The sequence below is a fragment of the Bernardetia sp. ABR2-2B genome, assembly GCF_037126435.1.
Lineage (GTDB): Bacteria > Bacteroidota > Bacteroidia > Cytophagales > Bernardetiaceae > Bernardetia.
Genome location: NZ_CP147022.1, coordinates 1 through 19,150 on the forward strand (window position 1 = coordinate 1; position 19,150 = coordinate 19,150).

Annotated in this window: 19 protein-coding genes; 8 read left to right on the plus strand and 11 right to left on the minus strand. The window is 32.0% G+C overall.

The window, feature by feature from the left end; all coding sequences use genetic code 11:
* The first annotated feature begins 232 nt into the window (after positions 1–232).
* The 6 genes from dinD (at position 233) to WAF17_RS22440 (ending at position 4,474) form a co-directional block, all read left to right on the plus strand.
* Entirely contained in the window at positions 233–1,072 is an 840-nt protein-coding gene (dinD, locus tag WAF17_RS22415) for a DNA damage-inducible protein D (RefSeq protein WP_338770383.1), read from the plus strand.
* Positions 1,073–1,269: 197 nt separating this feature from the next.
* Positions 1,270–1,977: a hypothetical protein gene (locus WAF17_RS22420; RefSeq protein ID WP_338770385.1), complete on the plus strand. Its 708-nt coding sequence runs from the start codon at positions 1,270–1,272 to the stop codon at positions 1,975–1,977.
* A 13-nt stretch (positions 1,978–1,990) separates the two neighbouring features.
* Positions 1,991–2,269: a hypothetical protein gene (locus WAF17_RS22425; protein WP_338770387.1), complete on the plus strand. Its 279-nt coding sequence runs from the start codon at positions 1,991–1,993 to the stop codon at positions 2,267–2,269.
* Between the two features lie 364 nt (positions 2,270–2,633).
* Positions 2,634–3,491 carry a KilA-N domain-containing protein gene (locus WAF17_RS22430; protein WP_338770389.1) on the plus strand — a complete coding sequence of 286 codons (858 nt, stop codon included), beginning with the start codon at positions 2,634–2,636 and terminating at the stop codon, positions 3,489–3,491.
* A gap of 526 nt (positions 3,492–4,017) precedes the next feature.
* Positions 4,018–4,194 (plus strand): hypothetical protein, encoded by a 177-nt coding sequence (locus WAF17_RS22435; RefSeq protein ID WP_338770392.1) that lies wholly within the window; start codon positions 4,018–4,020, stop codon positions 4,192–4,194.
* Between the two features lie 64 nt (positions 4,195–4,258).
* Positions 4,259–4,474, plus strand: a complete 216-nt coding sequence (locus tag WAF17_RS22440; RefSeq protein WP_338770394.1) for a hypothetical protein — start codon at positions 4,259–4,261, stop codon at positions 4,472–4,474.
* Positions 4,475–4,555: 81 nt separating this feature from the next.
* On the opposite strand, the gene WAF17_RS22445 is transcribed toward WAF17_RS22440, so the two are convergent.
* Positions 4,556–4,711, minus strand: a complete 156-nt coding sequence (locus tag WAF17_RS22445) for a hypothetical protein (RefSeq protein ID WP_338770397.1) — start codon at positions 4,709–4,711, stop codon at positions 4,556–4,558.
* A gap of 145 nt (positions 4,712–4,856) precedes the next feature.
* Between WAF17_RS22445 and WAF17_RS22450 the strand changes: the two genes are divergently transcribed.
* The gene (locus tag WAF17_RS22450) at positions 4,857–5,225 is read left to right on the plus strand and encodes a hypothetical protein (RefSeq protein WP_338770400.1); all 369 of its coding nucleotides are present in this window, start codon (positions 4,857–4,859) and stop codon (positions 5,223–5,225) included.
* Positions 5,226–5,254: 29 nt separating this feature from the next.
* Complete coding sequence (locus WAF17_RS22455; protein WP_338770402.1) at positions 5,255–5,635, plus strand: hypothetical protein; 381 nt, start codon at positions 5,255–5,257, stop codon at positions 5,633–5,635.
* A gap of 217 nt (positions 5,636–5,852) precedes the next feature.
* On the opposite strand, the gene WAF17_RS22460 is transcribed toward WAF17_RS22455, so the two are convergent.
* The 10 genes from WAF17_RS22460 to WAF17_RS22505 form a co-directional block, all read right to left on the minus strand.
* Positions 5,853–6,398 (minus strand): helix-turn-helix transcriptional regulator, encoded by a 546-nt coding sequence (locus WAF17_RS22460; RefSeq protein ID WP_338770404.1) that lies wholly within the window; start codon positions 6,396–6,398, stop codon positions 5,853–5,855.
* Between the two features lie 26 nt (positions 6,399–6,424).
* Positions 6,425–6,883, minus strand: coding sequence for a heme-binding domain-containing protein (locus WAF17_RS22465; protein WP_338770406.1), 459 nt, complete (start codon positions 6,881–6,883; stop codon positions 6,425–6,427).
* A gap of 25 nt (positions 6,884–6,908) precedes the next feature.
* Entirely contained in the window at positions 6,909–7,544 is a 636-nt protein-coding gene (locus WAF17_RS22470) for a DUF3347 domain-containing protein (RefSeq protein ID WP_338770408.1), read from the minus strand.
* A 73-nt stretch (positions 7,545–7,617) separates the two neighbouring features.
* A complete protein-coding gene (locus WAF17_RS22475; RefSeq protein WP_338770410.1) occupies positions 7,618–9,429 on the minus strand; it encodes an efflux RND transporter periplasmic adaptor subunit in 1,812 nt (603 codons plus the stop codon).
* A 343-nt stretch (positions 9,430–9,772) separates the two neighbouring features.
* Positions 9,773–11,809: a copper-translocating P-type ATPase gene (locus WAF17_RS22480; protein WP_338770417.1), complete on the minus strand. Its 2,037-nt coding sequence runs from the start codon at positions 11,807–11,809 to the stop codon at positions 9,773–9,775.
* An 18-nt stretch (positions 11,810–11,827) separates the two neighbouring features.
* The gene (locus WAF17_RS22485) at positions 11,828–13,114 is read right to left on the minus strand and encodes a TolC family protein (protein WP_338770413.1); all 1,287 of its coding nucleotides are present in this window, start codon (positions 13,112–13,114) and stop codon (positions 11,828–11,830) included.
* Between the two features lie 89 nt (positions 13,115–13,203).
* Positions 13,204–17,130, minus strand: a complete 3,927-nt coding sequence (locus WAF17_RS22490) for an efflux RND transporter permease subunit (protein WP_338770415.1) — start codon at positions 17,128–17,130, stop codon at positions 13,204–13,206.
* Between the two features lie 193 nt (positions 17,131–17,323).
* Positions 17,324–17,782, minus strand: coding sequence for a hypothetical protein (locus WAF17_RS22495; RefSeq protein ID WP_338770350.1), 459 nt, complete (start codon positions 17,780–17,782; stop codon positions 17,324–17,326).
* 158 nt (positions 17,783–17,940) lie between these two features.
* On the minus strand, positions 17,941–18,390 hold the full coding sequence (locus WAF17_RS22500; protein ID WP_338770353.1) for a MauE/DoxX family redox-associated membrane protein: 450 nt from the start codon (positions 18,388–18,390) through the stop codon (positions 17,941–17,943).
* 128 nt (positions 18,391–18,518) lie between these two features.
* Positions 18,519–19,016, minus strand: coding sequence for a heavy metal-associated domain-containing protein (locus WAF17_RS22505; protein WP_338770356.1), 498 nt, complete (start codon positions 19,014–19,016; stop codon positions 18,519–18,521).
* Positions 19,017–19,150 lie beyond the last annotated feature (134 nt).

Consider the following 19,150-nt stretch of genomic DNA (forward strand, 5'->3'; position numbering starts at 1 on the left):
AAAGGGTTTTTATAAAATAAATCACGAATGTAAAATTAATTATTTAGCTAATAAAAATAATTAGCTAAATAATTAAATATAATTATTATATAATTTAGCTAAAAATATTTTTAGCTAAATAAATTAAAAAATATAATATATATAAATAGCTAATTATAATTTTTAGCTATTACTATTTTTTAGCTAAATTGCATTATCTTAAAATTAATACTTATCAAAATCATTTTGCTATATGAAAAAAGAAAATATAGAAACGTTGATGCAGCAGTTTGAAAAAGATGTACATAGAACTCAGCAGGATATTGAGTTTTGGTATGCTCGTGATTTGCAGAATTTACTAGGTTATTTACGTTGGAAGAATTTTATTCAAGTTATTGATAAAGCAAGCACAGCTTGTCAATCTAATGGACATGAAATTACTGACCATTTTTCCGACGTTGGAAAAATGGTCGAAGTAGGTTCTGGAGCAAAACGAGAAATAAAAGATATAATGCTCACTCGTTATGCTTGTTATCTTATAGCTCAAAATGGAGATCCACGTAAAGAAGAAATTGCATTTGCTCAAAACTATTTTGCTGTAAAAACTCGTCAGATTGAATTATTAGAAAAGCATATCCAAGAATGGCAACGATTGAAAGCACGACAAAAATTATCTTTATCTGAAAAGGAACTTTCTCAAATCATTTTCGAACAAACAGGAAGCAATAGAAATTTTGCTACCATTCGAAGCAAAGGAGATAAAGCACTATTCAATCACACTACCCAACAAATGAAGGACATTTTAGATGTGCCTAAAAACAGAGCTTTAGCAGATTTTCTTCCTACAATTACTATTAAAGCTAAGGACTTCGCAACAGAAATTACAGTATTTAATAGTAAAGACAAAGGATTAAATACAGAAGATGGAATAGCTCAAGAACACATTACAAATAATAAATCTGTCAGAACAATTCTTTTAGAGCGTGGTATCAAGCCAGAGGATTTACCCTCAGAAGAGGATATTAAAAAATTAGAACGTCGTGTAAAATCAAATTCTAAACAAGTCAGTAAAAATCCTGATAAATTAAATTAATTAGCTAAATAATTTAATTAGTTAAATATCTTTTTAGCTAAAAATTATTTTTATTATCTGTAAAAAGAGCCTTTAAATGTTTCAAATAACCATTATCAAAAATAATTATTTAGTTAAATATATTTTTTAGCTAAGATTTATAAATAAATTTCTAGCTAATTAAAATATTTAGCTAGAAATTTTTTAACAAAAATACAATGAAAAAAGGAAAAATTATTTCTGCTGTATTTCCCAAAGGAGGCGAATGGAAAAGTACATTTGTACAAACTATTTCTACAAGTAGTCCAATGGAAAAATACACACGTAAAATCTTAGAAGCAGATTCTCAAAACTCTATTTCAGATTGGTTAGAAGAAAGACCTAACGATTTGAAACCTTTACCTATTAAAGTAGAGAAATTCAATCCCTCTGATGAAATGGATGAAATTATGGAGGAAATGAAAAAAAAATGTGATATTCTTTTTATAGACTTTCCTGGGGAGAGTATATCCTCAAAACTCACAAAATCAGGTTTGGCATATAGTGATTTGTGTATCATTCCTATACGACCATCTGACAAGGCTATTAGAGCTTTTGAAAACAATCTATTACCTATCATCAAACAGGTAAACGAGATTAGAGGAGGAAATCAGTATGTTTATTTGTTACCTACATTTGCACACGCTAACGCAAATCTGGATTCATATAGAAAGATATTCGAACCTTATGAAGAAGATGTAAATATTTGTCAGAATGTGCATATTGATAGAAATGTTTTTACTTATTTTTCAAGTGGAGGATTAAGTTTGGGAGAATACTATCAATCTATCAAGAGCAACAAAAGGGAAGCAAAAACTGTTAAAAAAGCCATATCAGAAGTAGATGCTATCGCAAATGAGGTTCTACAAATTTTAAACAATCTTTAATCAAAATTATATTATGAGCAAAAAATTCACACCCAGTATAGATAAAAAGAAAAAGTTAGATGCTTTTGTAAATAACTCTAAAACTTCTCCTAATGAGCAAAACCAAGAAGAAGAAAAAGAAGAAGAAAACATCGAACGCAAACAACACGGCTATTTAGTCAGACCTGCTTACATAAAAAATATAACCTACTTATCTGCAACTTTTGACAAGAAAAAATGGGAAATAGTAGAAGAGGCTTTAGAAGATTATTTTGAAAAGCATCAAGACTTGTTAGATAGATTCGATTTGTAGAATTTGCTACCCAAATTACAAATATCTGTTTTGAAAATGGAAAGCGTAGTATTTTATACTTTCTATTTTATATAAATAAATTTGAATTTAAAAGTGAATTAAAATTTATGTTTTACATCAGATTATTCTACAAACGACTTAAAATAGGTTGATGTTTAGTTAGAATAAATGCAAAACAGGGTTAGAATGAGTTGAATTTAGTTAAGATAAGACCAAATTGAGTTAAAATAATTGCAAAATGAGTTAGTATTTGGTCAAAATAAGTTTTAAAGTCTTTAAAAATAGTTTTTACAAAGATGTTTTTGTACTGTTTTTAGTGTTTTAGGTTAGTATTTCCATTTTTCAATCTATTTTATTTTAAATTATGTCAAAATCAAAGAAACAAATAGAGGTAGAGAACAAGGTTATTTCCATTATTTCACATCAAGAAGAGGATTATGTGTGTTTGACAGATATGGCTCGTGGAGAAGATGGAGAAGACCATATTAAGAACTGGATGCGAAATCGCAATACAGTAGAGTTTTTAGGTATTTGGGAACAGATTCACAATCCAGATTTTAAAGGTGTCGAATTCGACACCTTTAGAAAAGAAGCAGGTTTAAATTCATTTACACTTACTCCTAAAAAATGGATAGAAGCAACAGATGCAAAAGGAATCATCTCTAAATCAGGTCGTTACGGAGGTACGTATGCTCATGTAGATATTGCTTTTGAGTTTGGGATATGGATTAGTCCCTCCTTCAAAATTTATTTAATAAAGGAATACCAACGTCTTAAAAAGATAGAGTCGAATGCACATAATTTGGAATGGGACTTCAGAAGGTTGTTATCTAAGACTAATTATGATATTCATACCGAAGCAATTAAGAACTATATTATCCCAGTTTCGAAGCATAAAGGCAAACGAGAATGGTTAGAATATGCAGAAGAAGCAGATTTATTGAATATGGCTTTATTTGGCTGTACTGCAAAAGAATGGAGAGAGGCAAATCCTACTTATGCAGACAAAGGAATGAATATGAGAGATGTAGCCAGTATCAATGAGCTAACTATTTTATCTAATATCGAATCTATGAATGCTGTACTTATAGAGCAGAAAATGGACAAAGTAATAAGATATGAAAATTTAAAACGGATTGCTGTTAGTCAGTTAGAAGTGCTGGATAGAAAGAATATGATAAAATCTATAAAGAAATGGAATGAAGATACTTTTTTGGAATAAATTATTCTACAATTTCTTTAAAATGTGTTGCTATTTAGTTAGAATAATCGCAGCATAGGGTTAAAATGAGTTGAATTATGGTGAAATAATGGCAGATTAAGTTAAAATAACTGTAAAATAAGTTGGTATTTGGTTAGAATAAGGCTGAAAATGCTTGAAAATAGCTTATACTCACGCTTTTTGAGTATTTTCCCCCATTTTTTGCTAGTTTTTTTGTTTTTGAAGTTGTTTGGTTGAGTAATTACCCAACTAAAACAATTTTCGTCTGCCTTTTATCTATTTTTCATTTATTTTAAATGTAGTTAGTGTGTGTTTTATCTAATTTTATCTGTGTCTTATCTGTATTAGTCTTTTTTTATCTGTGTTTTATCTATTTTTATCTGTGTTTTATCTGTGTTCTGTCTTTTTTTAATTTGAGTAGAGTAAATTTTGTGTGTTTTTCTGTTCAAAATTAACATCTTATAAATTAAGTTTTATGGGATATGTTAAAATATTTATGAAAAATAAATAAATAACTATTCAGACTTTGCAGAATAGAATAGACCTGATAGGAAATAAGATTGATAATTTTGTACTGCTTTTATCCAAAAAAGTAAATGACAATAGATTTACCATTGCTTCAGCTGTTATGATTCTTTTTGTTAGTTCTTATGATTGTGGTTTACTTGACTGTGAAATGACAGAAGGCTACACTTTCTTTTAATGAAAATGCAATAACTTAAAAAATACATTAGCGTATATCTGTATTTAACCAAAATAATATATCAATGATGCACGGAACACACTACCTTATAAAAACTACTTGGATTGACAATAAAAGTGGAATAAAAAAGACGATGAATGATTATGTTATAATGAATGGAACTACAAAAGAGCAACTAAGAATAGACATTGGATTAAGTGAAATATATAGAGAAAATGCTAAGAAATTATTTGAACATGATAATATTACTTTGATAGAATGTATCATAGATGAGAAATAAAAGACCACCTCTTCAAAAGAAAAAGTGGTGCTGCTACTATATTATTAGACAACTAAAAGGATAAGGAGAATATTTATAAAATTATTCCTTTTGGTTGGTCTGCTGCTTTTCTTCAATATCAGACTTTTTTTGTCTTTTTTGATGCAAGCTATAAACAAATACAGCAAATTTAGTACAGTAAAAAATATTCTCAATATTATCCACTAAAAAATCAGATACTTCTATTATGATATTCATAATTTGTGATTTTGTATTACAACCAATATTGGTTTAATATAAGGTACTTGTTTTTTGAAGCGACAATTTTCACTTCAAACCTGCTTTAGGAGCATATAAAAGGCTATATTTGATTTTTGAGTTACTTGTCTAAAAAAATAACCCTATGAACAATCAGTCTAACCTATTTCAAGATTTAGAAAATTTGAGGAGCAAAGTTGAAGGCGTGGAATTTTGGAGCGCACGAGATTTGCAAAAATTATTTGAGTATAAAGAATGGTGTGGTTTTGAAAATATTGTCAAAAAAGCTGTTATAGCTTGCAAAAATAGTTCTGAGAATGTAGAAAATTATTTTGTGTCGACATACAAAATGGTCGAAATAGGAAGTAATACCCAACGTGAACTTAGTGATTATGCACTTACTCGTTATGCTTGGCTTAGAATGGTAATCCAAATAAAAAAGAGATTGCATTTACACAAAGTTACTTTGCTATACAGACACGAAAACAAAAGCTTATTGAGAAGAGATATTTAGAAGGAGATAGGATAACAGCTAGAGAGAAATTGACAGAAACAAAAAAAGTATTATCTGAACTTATCAAACAAAGAAATGCTAATTTTGGCTATATCCGTGCAATGAAAGATAAAGTCTTGTTAGGTAGGCTTACTACAAGTCAAATGAAGAAAAGATTAGGTGTCACTAATGGAGCTTTATCTGACTACCTACAAACTCCTCTTATAAAAGGTAAAGACTTTGCTGCCAGTTTGACGAATGAAAATATTAGAAACAAAGAATTGAATACAATTGATCAAATTGCAGACGAACATTCTATCAATAATCAAGATATTAGAAGATTAATGATGGAACGAGAAATTATTCTAGAAAATCTATCTGTTGCTGAAGATGTGAAAAAGAAAAAATTGACTAATAAACCTAAGAAATAAAAAAAAATTGTAATAACACAAAACTTTTTTTTAGAAATGAGAATTAAATAAACTGCTATTTTTATTTAATAATTAACTGATAATCAATAAATTAAAATTGTAATTGTTCCTTAGTTACAAATAGAATTGCTAAAATTAAAAGTAATATTATAATATATATAAAATTATACTTTATTAAAGTATATAAAATAATTATTTTTAATAAATATATTATTTTTTAATTATTTTCTTTATAATCAGAAGGAGTTTGTCCTGTTATTTTTTTGAATTGTGTAGAAAAGTGAGGCGTACTTTTATAATGCAAATAATCAGCAATTTCATTAATTCTATATTTTTGCAGTAGTAGTAATTCCTTTGCTTTTTCTATTTTTTGAAGGGCAATATATTTTTCAATAGTGATATTTTCAGAAGCTGAAAATAAGCGACTTAAATACGAATAGTCATAATGTAGCTCTTCAGAAAGATATTCAGAAAAATTAATTTTTAATGCTTTTTCTGAATAATGAATTTGATTGATGATAGTTATTTTGAGTTCAGAAATAAGTCTTTCCCTATCAGATTCTATAAGTTGAAGACCTATTTTTTGTAATTCTTGATTTAGCTCTTCCTTTTTCTTTATTGAAACCTCTGTATTTTCAGTAAGGTAAATCTTTCCCAGCTTTACAGTTTCAAATTCAATAGAAAGGGTTGCACATAGATTTTCTACTGCCAAGACACAACGTGGACAAACCATATTTTCTACATTTAATATAAATTTACTCATCGTTTCTATAAAAAATCGCTCATTTATTAATAATAAAGTGCCGACAGGCTATCGAAGTAAAAAATCAAAATCTCTTTTTCTTTATCAGATAACTTACTTTCTCTATGAATAAAAGTATAGGAAGATAAAGGCATTTCGTTTTCCTCAATTTGACCCTTTATAGAAGTGAGTTTATTCCGTTTTTTTCGGTCAGAATACGTATCAAATTCATCAAAATTGAGTTCTGATTTTCCTTCTTTTATATGACGTTCCAAAAACCAACTCATAGGCTGTAACTTGTTGTACCAAGGATAAGCCGTATAATTGCTATGACAATCGTTACAAGAGTTTTTGAGTAAATTCTGAACTTTCAAAGGAGGAGAATATAATTTTACAAAAGCTGTCGGAGTATTTTCTTTTCTGTCTTGATTAATTGGAGTAGGAATAAATTGTATTCCTACTCCGATTATCAACAAAACAAAAATAATTTTATATTTTAATTTCATTTTGTTTTACTTTACTATTAAATTATTATTTTACAGTAATTTCTTCTTGTACTTTTCCACACGAAAGCATTTTACTTCCGAAGTAAGGATTTTTTATTTCCTTAGAAGCACTTAGCCACATTGCACCTTTGTTGTTGTCGTACATAGGACAAAAATCTGCATACAAAGTACGGTCAGTTCCCATTATACCTACCAAATCCTTCACGTCTTTACTAAGTAAAGCAAGGTGTTCACGTTGATGCACTATATTTCCTTTGTTTTCAGAAATATGTTCGGCATGTTCGGTTGCACTTTCTATAATTTCATCAAATTTAGTAGTTTGGTCTGCTGCTAGACTTGACTTATCCAATCCTTTAAAAGCTGCTGTTAGATTTACACTTGCTTCGGCTGCTTTTTCATCGTTATCCTCTACTAAGGCATTTTTTAGATTAAAATAAGCATCCAAAACAGTAGAAATAGTTTGGTTTTTAGCTATTTCGTTGTTTTCCATAGAAGAGTTGTCATGATTCATATTATCATGGTTCATCTCATCATGATTCATATCTGCCATGTTTTCTTCTGTCATATTTTCTGCGTTTGCTTCTTTGTTTTCTGTTGAAGCGTTGTTACAAGAATAAAGCAAAAGAGTTGCGCTTGCGAATACATAAATTAACTTTTTCATAAAGAATAAAATTTGAGTTAGAATAAAAAAAAATAAAAATTGATAAAATAAATAGGGAGAAAAAAAACGGTTTTTACTTAATCTCTAAACTCACTTCCCCACAAGTAAGCATAGATTTTCCGAAATACGGATTTTTGATTTCTTTGTCTTTGCTTATCCAATTTGCACCTTTGTTATTATCTGCCATCGGACAAAATTGAACATAAATTATGTTTTCCAACGGTTCAAAAGATTGCGACATGACGACCATCGTTTCCGAAATAATTTGAAACTTTTGTCTTGCTGCTTCTATCTTTCCAACGTGTGGCAAATGCTGTAATTCTTCCTTTAGATTTGAGCTATATGTCATATAGAGTTTGTGAGATTCTCCTCCAAAAAGCGACATATTTATTTTGGATAAAGACAAAGTCATTTTTTCAGATGCTTTTTTTGCTGCTAGTAAATCGTCTTTTGTAAGGGCATTTTTGAGTTCAAAATAAGCATCATAAACAGGTTCAAGTGATTTTTTGGCTGTTTTACTAATTGATGTTTTTTTGATAGGATTTTTGTCTTTTTTGCTTTCGGTCATTGAAGTAGTAGTGTTTGCCGAGTTTGTTCCTCCATGATTGTGTCCTGTCATGACTGCTCCTCCTTTAGGATTCATCATACTTGGTTTTCCTGCTAATTGTGCTGCTGCATCTATGCTAAATGTTCCGTTTATGGCGATTTCTTCACCTTCTTGCAATCCTTCTTCGATGATATAACTATCACCTAAAGCTAATCCTAGTTTGACTTCTCGCATGACAAAATCAACTCCTTTTTCAGATTCTTGTCGTACATAAACAACTGAACGTTCGCCTGTCCACATGAGGGACGTTTTGGGAATTACTATTTTTTGTGAGTTTTCTAAATCTTGTTTGTTCTCATTCTTTGAAAATAAGTCAGCTTCTACTTTTCCAGAAACAAACATTTCAGGTTTTAATTTTAAATCTGAATTTGGAACAATAACTCTAGCTTGTGCCACTCTAGTTTTTGGGTCAATGAAAGGATCAATAAATGAAATCGTACCTTCAAAATTCTGACTTGGTAACGATTCTATTGTATAATTTACTTTATTCCCTTTTTTTATCCACGCTAATTCTGACTCATAAACCTCAAAAAGTACCCAAACTTGTGAAAGATTTGCCACTCTGTACAAACCTTCTCCCTGTCTAACATAATCGCCTAGATTTACCATTTTATCAATCACATAACCCGAAACATCAGCCAAAATTGGAAATTCTTCTATCGTTGTTCCTGTTTCTAAAAGCCCGTTGATTTGATTTTCGGTTAATTTCCAGCTTTTTAGTTTTTCTTTTGTTGCATTGAAAAGTTGAGGCTGTGTGTCTTTTATTTTTTGCGCTTCGAAAAGTTCTTGTTGCGCTGTCAATAATTTTGGAGAATAAATAGTCGCTATTTGAGTTCCTTTACTGACATATTCGCCAGTAAAATTAACTCTCAAGTTCTCAATTCTTCCCTCAATATGAGTCGATTGCGTAAAAATTTGACGTTCGTCAGGTTGTACTTTTCCATTCAAAGAAATCGTTTTGATAGGTTTCATTTTTCCAACTTTTGCCGTCTGAATATTAGCGAGTTGCATAGCAGTAGGCGACATGCGAACTGCAAAAGCATTTCCTTCATCATTAGCATCGTTGGCTAAAGGAATCAAATCCATTCCACAAATTGGACAATCGCCAGCTTCAGGTTGCCTAATTTGAGGGTGCATCGAACACGTCCAAATTTCATTTTTTATATCGTCTTCTATCGAATGACTTTCATTATTTTTATCAGAAGAAGAGTTGAGAAAGTAGCCTATTGTTCCTCCCAAAAGAAGAAGAACAGCGTAAATTATATATTGCTTTTTCATAGTTTTATGTTTTTAATGATGTCGTCGGTGGGGACACCATAGCCGTCAAGCTATAACGAAATTTTGATTTTTACTCCGTTAGGAGTTTCATATTGGTAGTAAAATATAGAAAATTAAGCCTCATTTACTCCGTAGGAGTTTTATATTGGTTGCATTTTAGGGCAAAATGCTACCAATATATAGTTCTAACGGAACACCTGAAGTGCAACGAAAGCAGCGAAGCTAAATGATTTTTTTTCTCTCATTTCTCTACCAATATAAAGTTCCTAAAGGAACAGAATGACTATAAAAATTTTAACTTGACGGACATGGTGTTCTCACCAACAATTTGTTAAACCAAAAATTATTTTATTTTTCGTTTCAATAGTTGTGCATTTATCGCCACAATGACTGTACTCAAACTCATCAAAACAGCACCAATCGCAGGACTTAAAATAATTCCATAAGGAGCTAAAACCCCTGCTGCCAAAGGAACAGCAACAATATTGTATCCTGCTGCCCAAAAAAGATTTTGAATCATTTTTTGATAAGTCGCTCTACCAAACAAAATCAAATTTGAAATATCTTTAGGACTACTATTTACCAAAATAATATCAGCCGTTTCTGCTGCTACATCAGTTCCAGAACCAACTGCAATTCCTACATTTGCTTGTGCAAGTGCTGGGGCATCGTTTACACCATCGCCTGTCATGGCAACAACTTCGCCTTTTTGTTGTAATTCTTTGATAATTCTTTGTTTGTCTTCTGGCAAAACTTCAGCATAATATTTATCTAGTTGTAAATGTTCGCTTACCGATTTGGCTACTTTTTCATTGTCGCCTGTTGCCATAATTATAGTTATTCCTTTAGATTTTAGAGTTTGAATTGCTTCTTTTGCATCTTCTCTAATTTGGTCTGACAAAGCAATAAAACCAACTAATTTATCATCAACTAAAACAAAAACAACTGTTTCAGCATCATTTATAAATGAATCAGCAGGTAATTCTATATTTTTTTCTTTTAATGTCCCTGGACTTACCACGCTTATAGTTTGATTGTCCAAAGTAGCCGTTATTCCTTGTCCTGTATTATTTTGAAGGTTTTTAGCTTCTCCATAATTCAAATTCAATTCCTTTGCTTTTTTGATAATACCGAAAGCAATAGGGTGTTCCGAACTTCTCTCTAAGGCAGCAGCTAGTTTCAAAATATCATCTTTGCTATAATTTGTATCTGTAGTTTCAAAACGAGTTACACCAAAATCTCCTTTTGTAAGCGTTCCTGTTTTATCAAAAATAATAGTCGTTATATTCCTAGAATTTTCGAAGGCAGTACGATTTCTGATAAGTATTCCTCGTTGAGCAGAAACAGCCGTTGAAATGGCTACGACCAAAGGAACAGCCAAACCAAGCGCATGAGGACACGAAATAATCATAACCGTTACCATACGTTCCAGCGCATATTCAAAATCTTTTCCCAGCGAAAGCCAAACGACAAGCGTAATAATTCCTGCACTTAGTGCCAAATAAAACAACCATGCAGCAGCTTTATCAGCTAAATTTTGTGTTTTTGACTTTGTATTTTGTGCATTTCGTACCATTTCTACTACTTTAGAAAGGTAGGCATCTTCTCCTGTTCGTTCTACTTCAATTTTTAACGAACCACTACCATTAATAGAACCTCCAATTACTTCATCGCCTTCTTTTTTTGCAACTGGTTTGGATTCTCCTGTTAGCATCGATTCATTGACATAACTTTCTCCTTCTATCACTTTTCCATCGGCAGGAATTTTTTCTCCTGCTCTGACAAGCACTTTATCTTTTATTTTTAATTTTTCGATAGCTACATTTTCAGTTTCTCCATTTTGATTAATTCTACTTGCCGTTGAAGGCATCATTTTGGCTAATTCTTGCAATGCGCTTGAAGCTCCCATGATAGATTTCATTTCAATCCAATGCCCTAAAAGCATAATGACAATCAAACTAGCCAACTCCCAAAAAAATATTTTTCCCTGCAAACCAAAAACCACAGCCGAACTATAAAAATAAGCCACAGAAATAGCCAAAGCGATAAGTGTCATCATGGCTGGCGATTTCTTCTTGATTTCTTCTACTAATCCTTTCAAAAAAGGAAAGCCACCATAAAAAAATACAATAGAAGAAATAACAAATTGAACATATCTATCTCCCTCAAAACGGAATTCATAACCTACCAATTCTTGAATCATAGGCGCAAGAACAACGATAGGAAGCATTAGGATAAGAGAAACCCAAAAACGTTTTTTAAAATCCTCTATCATGTGAGCATGATGTTGAGAATGGTCGTGCGATTTGTGTTTTGAATGATTATGATGGTCATGATTTTCATGTCCCTCATGTTTGTCGTGGTTTTCGTGATTTTGCATATTCATGATTTTACTGATTTAATTTTTATGTGTCAAATAATTAAGTTCAGCTATCGAAATTTGATAGGCTGTTTGTTCCATAATTATCTTTTTTTGATAGCTCAAAACTTGCTGCTGCATACGCAAAACTTCTTCAAAATCCACCCCTGCATTACTATAAGCCGAATATAAAAGCCTCAAAATCTGTTCAGATTCTTTGATTTGCTCGTTGTAGAGTTTGATTAAATCTTGCTGTTTTTGTAAGTCAAATAGAATTTTGTCGTAAGAAGTCAAGAGTTCATTTGTTTTGTCTTCTTTTTTGAGTTGAAATAATTCTTGTTCTAATTGTGCTTGTTTTTGTGCTGCTTTGTACTTTTTTCGATAAATTGGTAAAGAAATACTTGCCATTGGCATAATTGCATCTTTTCCATTTTCTGGTAAGTCCATATCGGTGCGTTTCGAAGTAGCTATATAAGTAATTCCTACACCTATTTTTGGCAAACCTTCCTTTATCGCAACTTCTTCTTTCGCTTGACTAGCTTTTATTTGCGTTTCTAATTCTTCCAAAATCGGATTATTGATAAGCAAAGAATCTTTTTGAAGAGCCAAATCGGTAAAAGAATATGATTTTTGAAGTAAGGTAGAATCAGAAGGCGAAAAATTGAGTTTTAGATTTTCTACTTTCTTATTTTGTTTTTTTGTGTTTTCTGTTTCCTCTTTTAGATTTAGTAATTGTGTAAATCTTGAAAGTAAAGGCTGTTCTTTTTTTCTCAAAATTTCTAAATTAGTCATTGCTTCTTTCAGCATAATATCTACTCTCAATACATTTACCATACTTCCCTGTCCGTTTTCGAATTTTATGGTAGCAATATTTTTATACGTTTTCAGAATTTCAATATTTTGATTTTCTATTTTTTTGAGTTTTTGAAGTTCGTATAATGGATAATACGCAGCCGAAACTTGATAGAAAATTTGATTTTTAGAATTTAGAAAACGCTGATACATCGCTTCTGTTTGTAATGCAGCTAGATTTTCTTTCGCCTGTAAAGTTCCAAACCAAGGAAACATTTGTGATAATTCGGCTCTTGCTCGTTGCGCTCCTACACGAGTTTCGATAGGAGAAAGAAAATATCCCAAAGACAAAGTAGGGTCTGGTAAAGCATTTACTTGAGCTATTTTTTGTAATGCAATTTCAAATTCTTTATAATCAGCTTGTACTTTTGGGTTGTTTTCGGCAGCCATTACAAAATAGTCTTCCAAAGATTGTGCTTTTGAAAGGGAAATTATGTTTGTAAATAGTAGCAAAAAGAAAAGTAGTTTTTTCATAATTTTTTTAATTGGTTTTAAGTAGCCGACAGTTTCCAAACTGTCGGAAAAATACTGTACCTCTGACAGTTTGGAAACTGTCAGCTACGTTAATTTCCCTTTTTTACCTTCCATTCTTCACGCAAAGAATAAAGCGTCGGAACTATAAAATAAGTAATTACGGCAACGAGCATTCCACCAAAAGAAGGAATTGCCATCGGAATCATAATATCAGAACCTCGTCCAGTAGAAGTCAGAATTGGGAGAAGTGCAATAATAGTTGTAGCAGAAGTCATGACGGCAGGTTTTATTCTTCGCTGACCTGCTTCCACTACGGCTGCACGAATTCCCTTTTTTGTCGTGGTCGGATTTCTCTCAAAACTTTGGTCTAAATACGTTCCCATCAGTACGCCATCATCGGTTGCAATTCCGAAAAGAGCAATAAATCCGACCCAAACAGCAACACTTAGATTAATGGTTTTCATCTGAAAAAGTGTTCGCATATTGGTATCAAAAATCTCAAAATTCATAAACCAATCTTGACCGTAGAGCCAAAGCAAAATAAAACCTCCACTAAATGCCATCGCAATTCCTGTAAAAACCATTAGCGAAGTCGTAACTGAACGAAATTGGAAATAGAGAATCAAAAAGACAATCCCCAAAACCAAAGGAACAATAATAGAAAGGCGTTTTTCGGCTCGGACTTGATTTTCATAACTTCCCGAAAACTTGTAACTCACACCAGCAGGAACAGAAAGTGAACCGTTTTCAATTTGCGCTAAAATGGCTTTTTGAGCATCATCAACTACTGTAACTTCCGAATAACCGTCTTTTTTATCAAAGAGAACATAACCCACCAAAAAAGTTTCCTCACTTTTGATGGCTTGCGCTCCCTGTAAATATTCAATATCGACGACTTGCGAAAGTGGAATTTGAGTGCCTGTTGGCGTAGGAATAAGGATTTTATTGAGCGATTCAGGGTCATCTCTAAGCTCACGAGGATAGCGCACACGAACAGGAAAACGCTCACGACCTTCAACAGTAGAAGTAATTTTCATTCCTCCAATAGCTGTTTCAATGGTTTGTTGTACGTCTTCTACACTAAGTCCATATCTTGCAATTTGGTCACGATTTATTTTGAGATGGATATACGGTTTTCCTACAATTCTATCAGCAAAAACGGCTTCTGACTTTACAGAAGGAACATTTTTAAGAATACTTTCTAATTTTAAACCAAAATCTTGAATCGTTTGAAGGTCTGGTCCATAAACTTTTATTCCCATTGGCGCACGCATTCCTGTCTGTAACATGACCAAACGAGTTTCGATAGGCTGTAATTTTGGCGCAGAAGTAACTCCTGGAATTTTGGTTACTTTTATTATTTCGTTCCAAATATCGTCAGGCGATTTTATATTTTTTCTCCAATTTCTAAAATACTTTCCGTCTTCATCATTTATCAAAAGAGAAGTAGAAATTCCTCTTTCAAGTGCTTGTTGATTGGTTAGTGTGTCTTTTGTTTTGGTAATAAAAAATGGAATTTCTTCATTTGTAACAGTATCTAATTTTTGAATAAATTTGAAGCGTTCTTTTCTTCCTTTTTCATTCAAAACATATTCAGATTTGTAATTGATAATATTCTCGTACATCGAAATCGGTGCAGGGTCAAGAGCCGTTTCTGCTCGTCCTGCTTTTCCGACTGTCAAATCTACTTCTGGAATATTTGTGAGCATCATATCTAATTGAGCAATCACTTTTCGGTTGTATTCTACGCCAGAATGAGGCATTGAAGTAGGCATTAATAAAAAACTTCCCTCGTCTAAAGAAGGCATAAATTCCTTTCCAATTCCTGTAAAAGTATGAGTAAGCGACGACCAAACAGACGTAGTTTTTATATCAATATTAACCTTTTCAAAACCTGTTGCCACAAACCCAAAAACAGTAGAAAATCCTAACCAAATCGTTACACCCAAAACAATCAGAAAAGAAGGCAGAAGTAAAAATGTAATTTTGTTATCCAAACACCATTTCAAAATAGGCGTGTAGAAATATTCTAGCAAAATAAAACTTCCCAAAATCAGAACAAGAAGCAACGTAACAAACCAAAAATTACTACCAAAACTAGCCAAAGCACCCAAAGGCAACCAATATTCAGCCAAGAGCCAAATAATTCCTATCAAGACGACAATGAGTTGAGATTTTTCGAAGAGAAAACGAAGAGTAGATTTTGAATAATGGAGAAATTTATTTTGATTCGTATTTTGAGTAGTATTTGTATCATTATCTTCATTATCATTTTCCTCAAAAAATTCAAATCCTTTTTCTTTTACCAAAATTTGAAGTAAAGCCAAAGTTCCAAAACAAATCAACATCGAACCTGCCCACCAAAGATTGTAGAACAGAGAAATAATTCCTATCAAAACAAGAACAGAATTTCCGATGATAGATTGTTTGTTTGTCTTAAATTTAATCCCAAAAAAGTAATAGGCTAGAGTTGGTAGAATAAGTAAAGAAACGACCATTGCAGCCAGTAAAGCAAAGGTTTTTGTAAAAGCTAAAGGAGTAAATAATTTCCCTTCGGCTGCTTCCATCGTAAAAACAGGAATAAAACTAACAATCGTCGTCGAAACGGCTGCCACGATTGCGCTCGCTACTTCTGATGCTCCGTTGTAGATTGTATCGACTAATTTTTGCGTTGCAGGAGCTTCTTCTAAATGCTTTATGATATTTTCGGAGAGAATAATTCCCAAATCCACCATTGTACCAATCGCAATCGCAATTCCAGAAAGAGCCACAATATTTGCATCAACGCCAAAATAACGCATCGCAATAAAAACCATCAAAACAGAAATCGGTAGCAAACTAGAAATCAACAAAGAAGCACGAAGGTTATAAACCATCACAATCACTACCAAAACAGAAATAAGAATTTCTAATAAAAGAGCTTCCTCCAATGTGCCTAGAGTTTCATAAATCAGCGTCGAACGGTCATAAAAAGGAACTATTGTTAATTGACTTTCTGTACCATTTGCGAGTGTTTTTTTGGGAAGTCCTGTCGAAATTTCCTTTATTTTTTCCTTTACTTCATTGATTACCTGCAACGGATTTGCGCCATAACGAGCCACCACAACACCACCAACGACTTCTGCGCCATCTTTATCCAACAAACCACGACGAGTAGCAGCTCCCAAACTCACAACAGCAATATCTTTTATTCGAATCGGTACATTTTCTTGAACAGCTACGACAGCTTTTTCAATATCTTCCGTCGATTTTATGTAACCCAAACCACGCACTAAATATTCTGCTTGATTGATTTCAATAGTTTTTGCGCCTACATCTTTATTCGATTTTTGGACGGCTTGCATGACTTTATGAAGTGGAATATTGTAGGCTTTTAGCGCATCAGGATTGACATCAATTTGATATTCTTGCACAAAACCACCAATAGAAGCAACTTCTGAAACGCCTTTTACGGCATTTAATCCATATTTTACATAAAAATCTTGTACACTTCGAATCTCATGCAAATCCCAACCTCCTGTCGGATTTCCATTTTTATCTCTACCTTCCAATGTGTACCAATAGACTTGCCCCAAAGCCGTCGCATCGGGCCCTAAAGCAGGTTGAACGCCATCAGGCAAAAGTCCGATAGGAAGCGAACTTAGTTTTTCCAAAATCCTAGAACGAGACCAATAAAACTCTGTATCTTCATCAAAAATGACGTAAATACTAGAAAATCCAAAAATAGAAGAACTTCGAATAGATTTTACGCCCGAAATTCCTAATAAATAAGTGGTAAGAGGATAAGAAATTTGGTCTTCAATGTCTTGTGGAGAGCGTCCAGACCATTGTGTAAAGACAATTTGTTGATTTTCTCCAATATCTGGAATGGCATCGACAGGAACAGGGTCAGAAGGCAAAGCACCTACTTTCCAGCCAAAAGGCGCAGTTATGATTCCCCAAGCCACAAAACCAAGCAGTAACAAAAGGGTAACTAATCTATTTCGAAGAAAATAATTAATGATGGAAGAAAGCATAAGAGAATCTATTTTTTTGGTAATGAACACAGAAAAATACCTTCTGAATTTTCTAAAGTTAAAAAGTTAAAAAGTTAAGGGTAGTACAGACTTCCCAGTCTGTACAGAAATTTCTACACAGACTGGGAAGTCCGTGCTACTTTTAAATTACTTTTGAAGAAAAATAAGAAGAGTATCAAAAAATAGAAGTTCCTTAAATAAGAAAGCATTGAAACAAGATGACAATATCTTGCCTGAGTAAAGGAGGAAAAGGAATTAAATAACTAACAGAAAAATCAAAATCAGAAAAAAGCCAATGAAAAAAAGTTTTGACAAAAGCAGTTACAAAGAAAACTTGAAACGAACTGTAATCAGTTGGGATTGAAAGTTCTGATGAATTATTGTAATCGTCTGTTATCTCAAAGGTTTGAGAGTGATTTTGACAACAAGGAGGCTTTTTTAGTTCCTCTTTTAAGGTTTGAGCAGTAAAAATATTCGTACAAGAAGTAGTTTTCATTTTACTTATCCTATTCATTCCACAATCAACTGTATTTCCTTTCAAAACTAGCGCACTTTCTACAGCCTGTCCACTACAAAAATGCGTAGTAATGGCAAGAGGTAAATTTGTCGCTAGAAAGATAAATGCCAACAAAATGGCGAATAACTTTTTCATTTGAAATAACAGAATATGGAATGAATTAGCAAAGACGTTTTCTTAATTTGAATTTGTCTTTTGTTAAAGATACAATTTTTTTTCAGCAGTTCATAAAAACTTTGTAAGTAGTTTTTCGGTAATCCGAAATAACTCTGACAATAGTTCTAAAAAAATAATTAAACCACAAAAAGCATTACCAAAGCCATCACTACCATAGAAACATCTTCAATAATGGTAACGGTACTCATCGGCAAATTAAAAACATCTCCAAGACAAGCACATTTGATTTTTTTGTTATCCAAATTACTTTTTATTACTCCAATACTACTAATTCCCAAAACGATAACAGTAATTAGATTGACATAAAAAGGAAAAACATTTATCAAATAAGCAATTCCTAAAGAAAGTTCGACAAACGGATAAATAAGTCCCCAACCTTTCCATTTGGCAGCCACAACGTCATACATTTTATACGACATGGCAAAACCTTTTAGATTAAGAAGTTTGAAAAAGGCAAAGACAATAAAGAAACCTGCCATAAAATTACGCATCAAAAGCATTCCTGAAAAATCAGTAAATGGGTATTGAACCAAAATACTCACTCCCAAAATAAAACCGACAATCAAAAAAAGAGGTTTGTAAGTCGAAAATGAAAATTCATTTGGTAAATCGTTTGTTTCTGTAACGGTATGATTTTGATTTACAGATTCAATAGAATTCGCTTTTACTTCTTCATAAACTACAGCATTTTCCTTTAAGAGCTTTTTTTTTCTGTAATAATATAATTTCCTATTTTAGATAATTTTTCTTGTAAAATAGTTGTAGAAATATCTTCCTTGAAATAAAGCTTTCCTTCCCCATTTTCTACACTAATTTCTGCTGTTTCTATTTGTGGAAATGCTTCTAATGCCTTTTTTATTTTTGCTTCGCAGCCTTTGCAGGTCATTCCAGTAATTTCATATTCTTTTGTTATTATTTGCTCTAGCGTTGTCATAGATTTAGCATTTCCGTTTAATACACTTACCTTTTCTGTAATTTTATAATTTCCTATTTTAGATAATTTTTCTTGTAAAATAGTTGTAGGAATATCTTCCTTGAAATAAAGCTTTCCTTCTCCATTTTCTACACTAATTTCTGCTGTTTCTATTTGTGGAAGTGCTTCTAATGTCTTTTTTACGTTAGCTTCGCAACCTTTACAGGTCATTCCTGTAATTTTATATTCTTTGATGTGGATTTGTTCTAGCGTTTTCATGATTTTGATATTTATAGTTTGAGAACAGATTTTTAAGGCTGTTATGAATTGTAGTTAGAAAAGAAATCTGATTAAATTAGTTAGATTCTATACTAATAAAACGATATTAAAGTAGTAGAGTTGTTTATGATTTT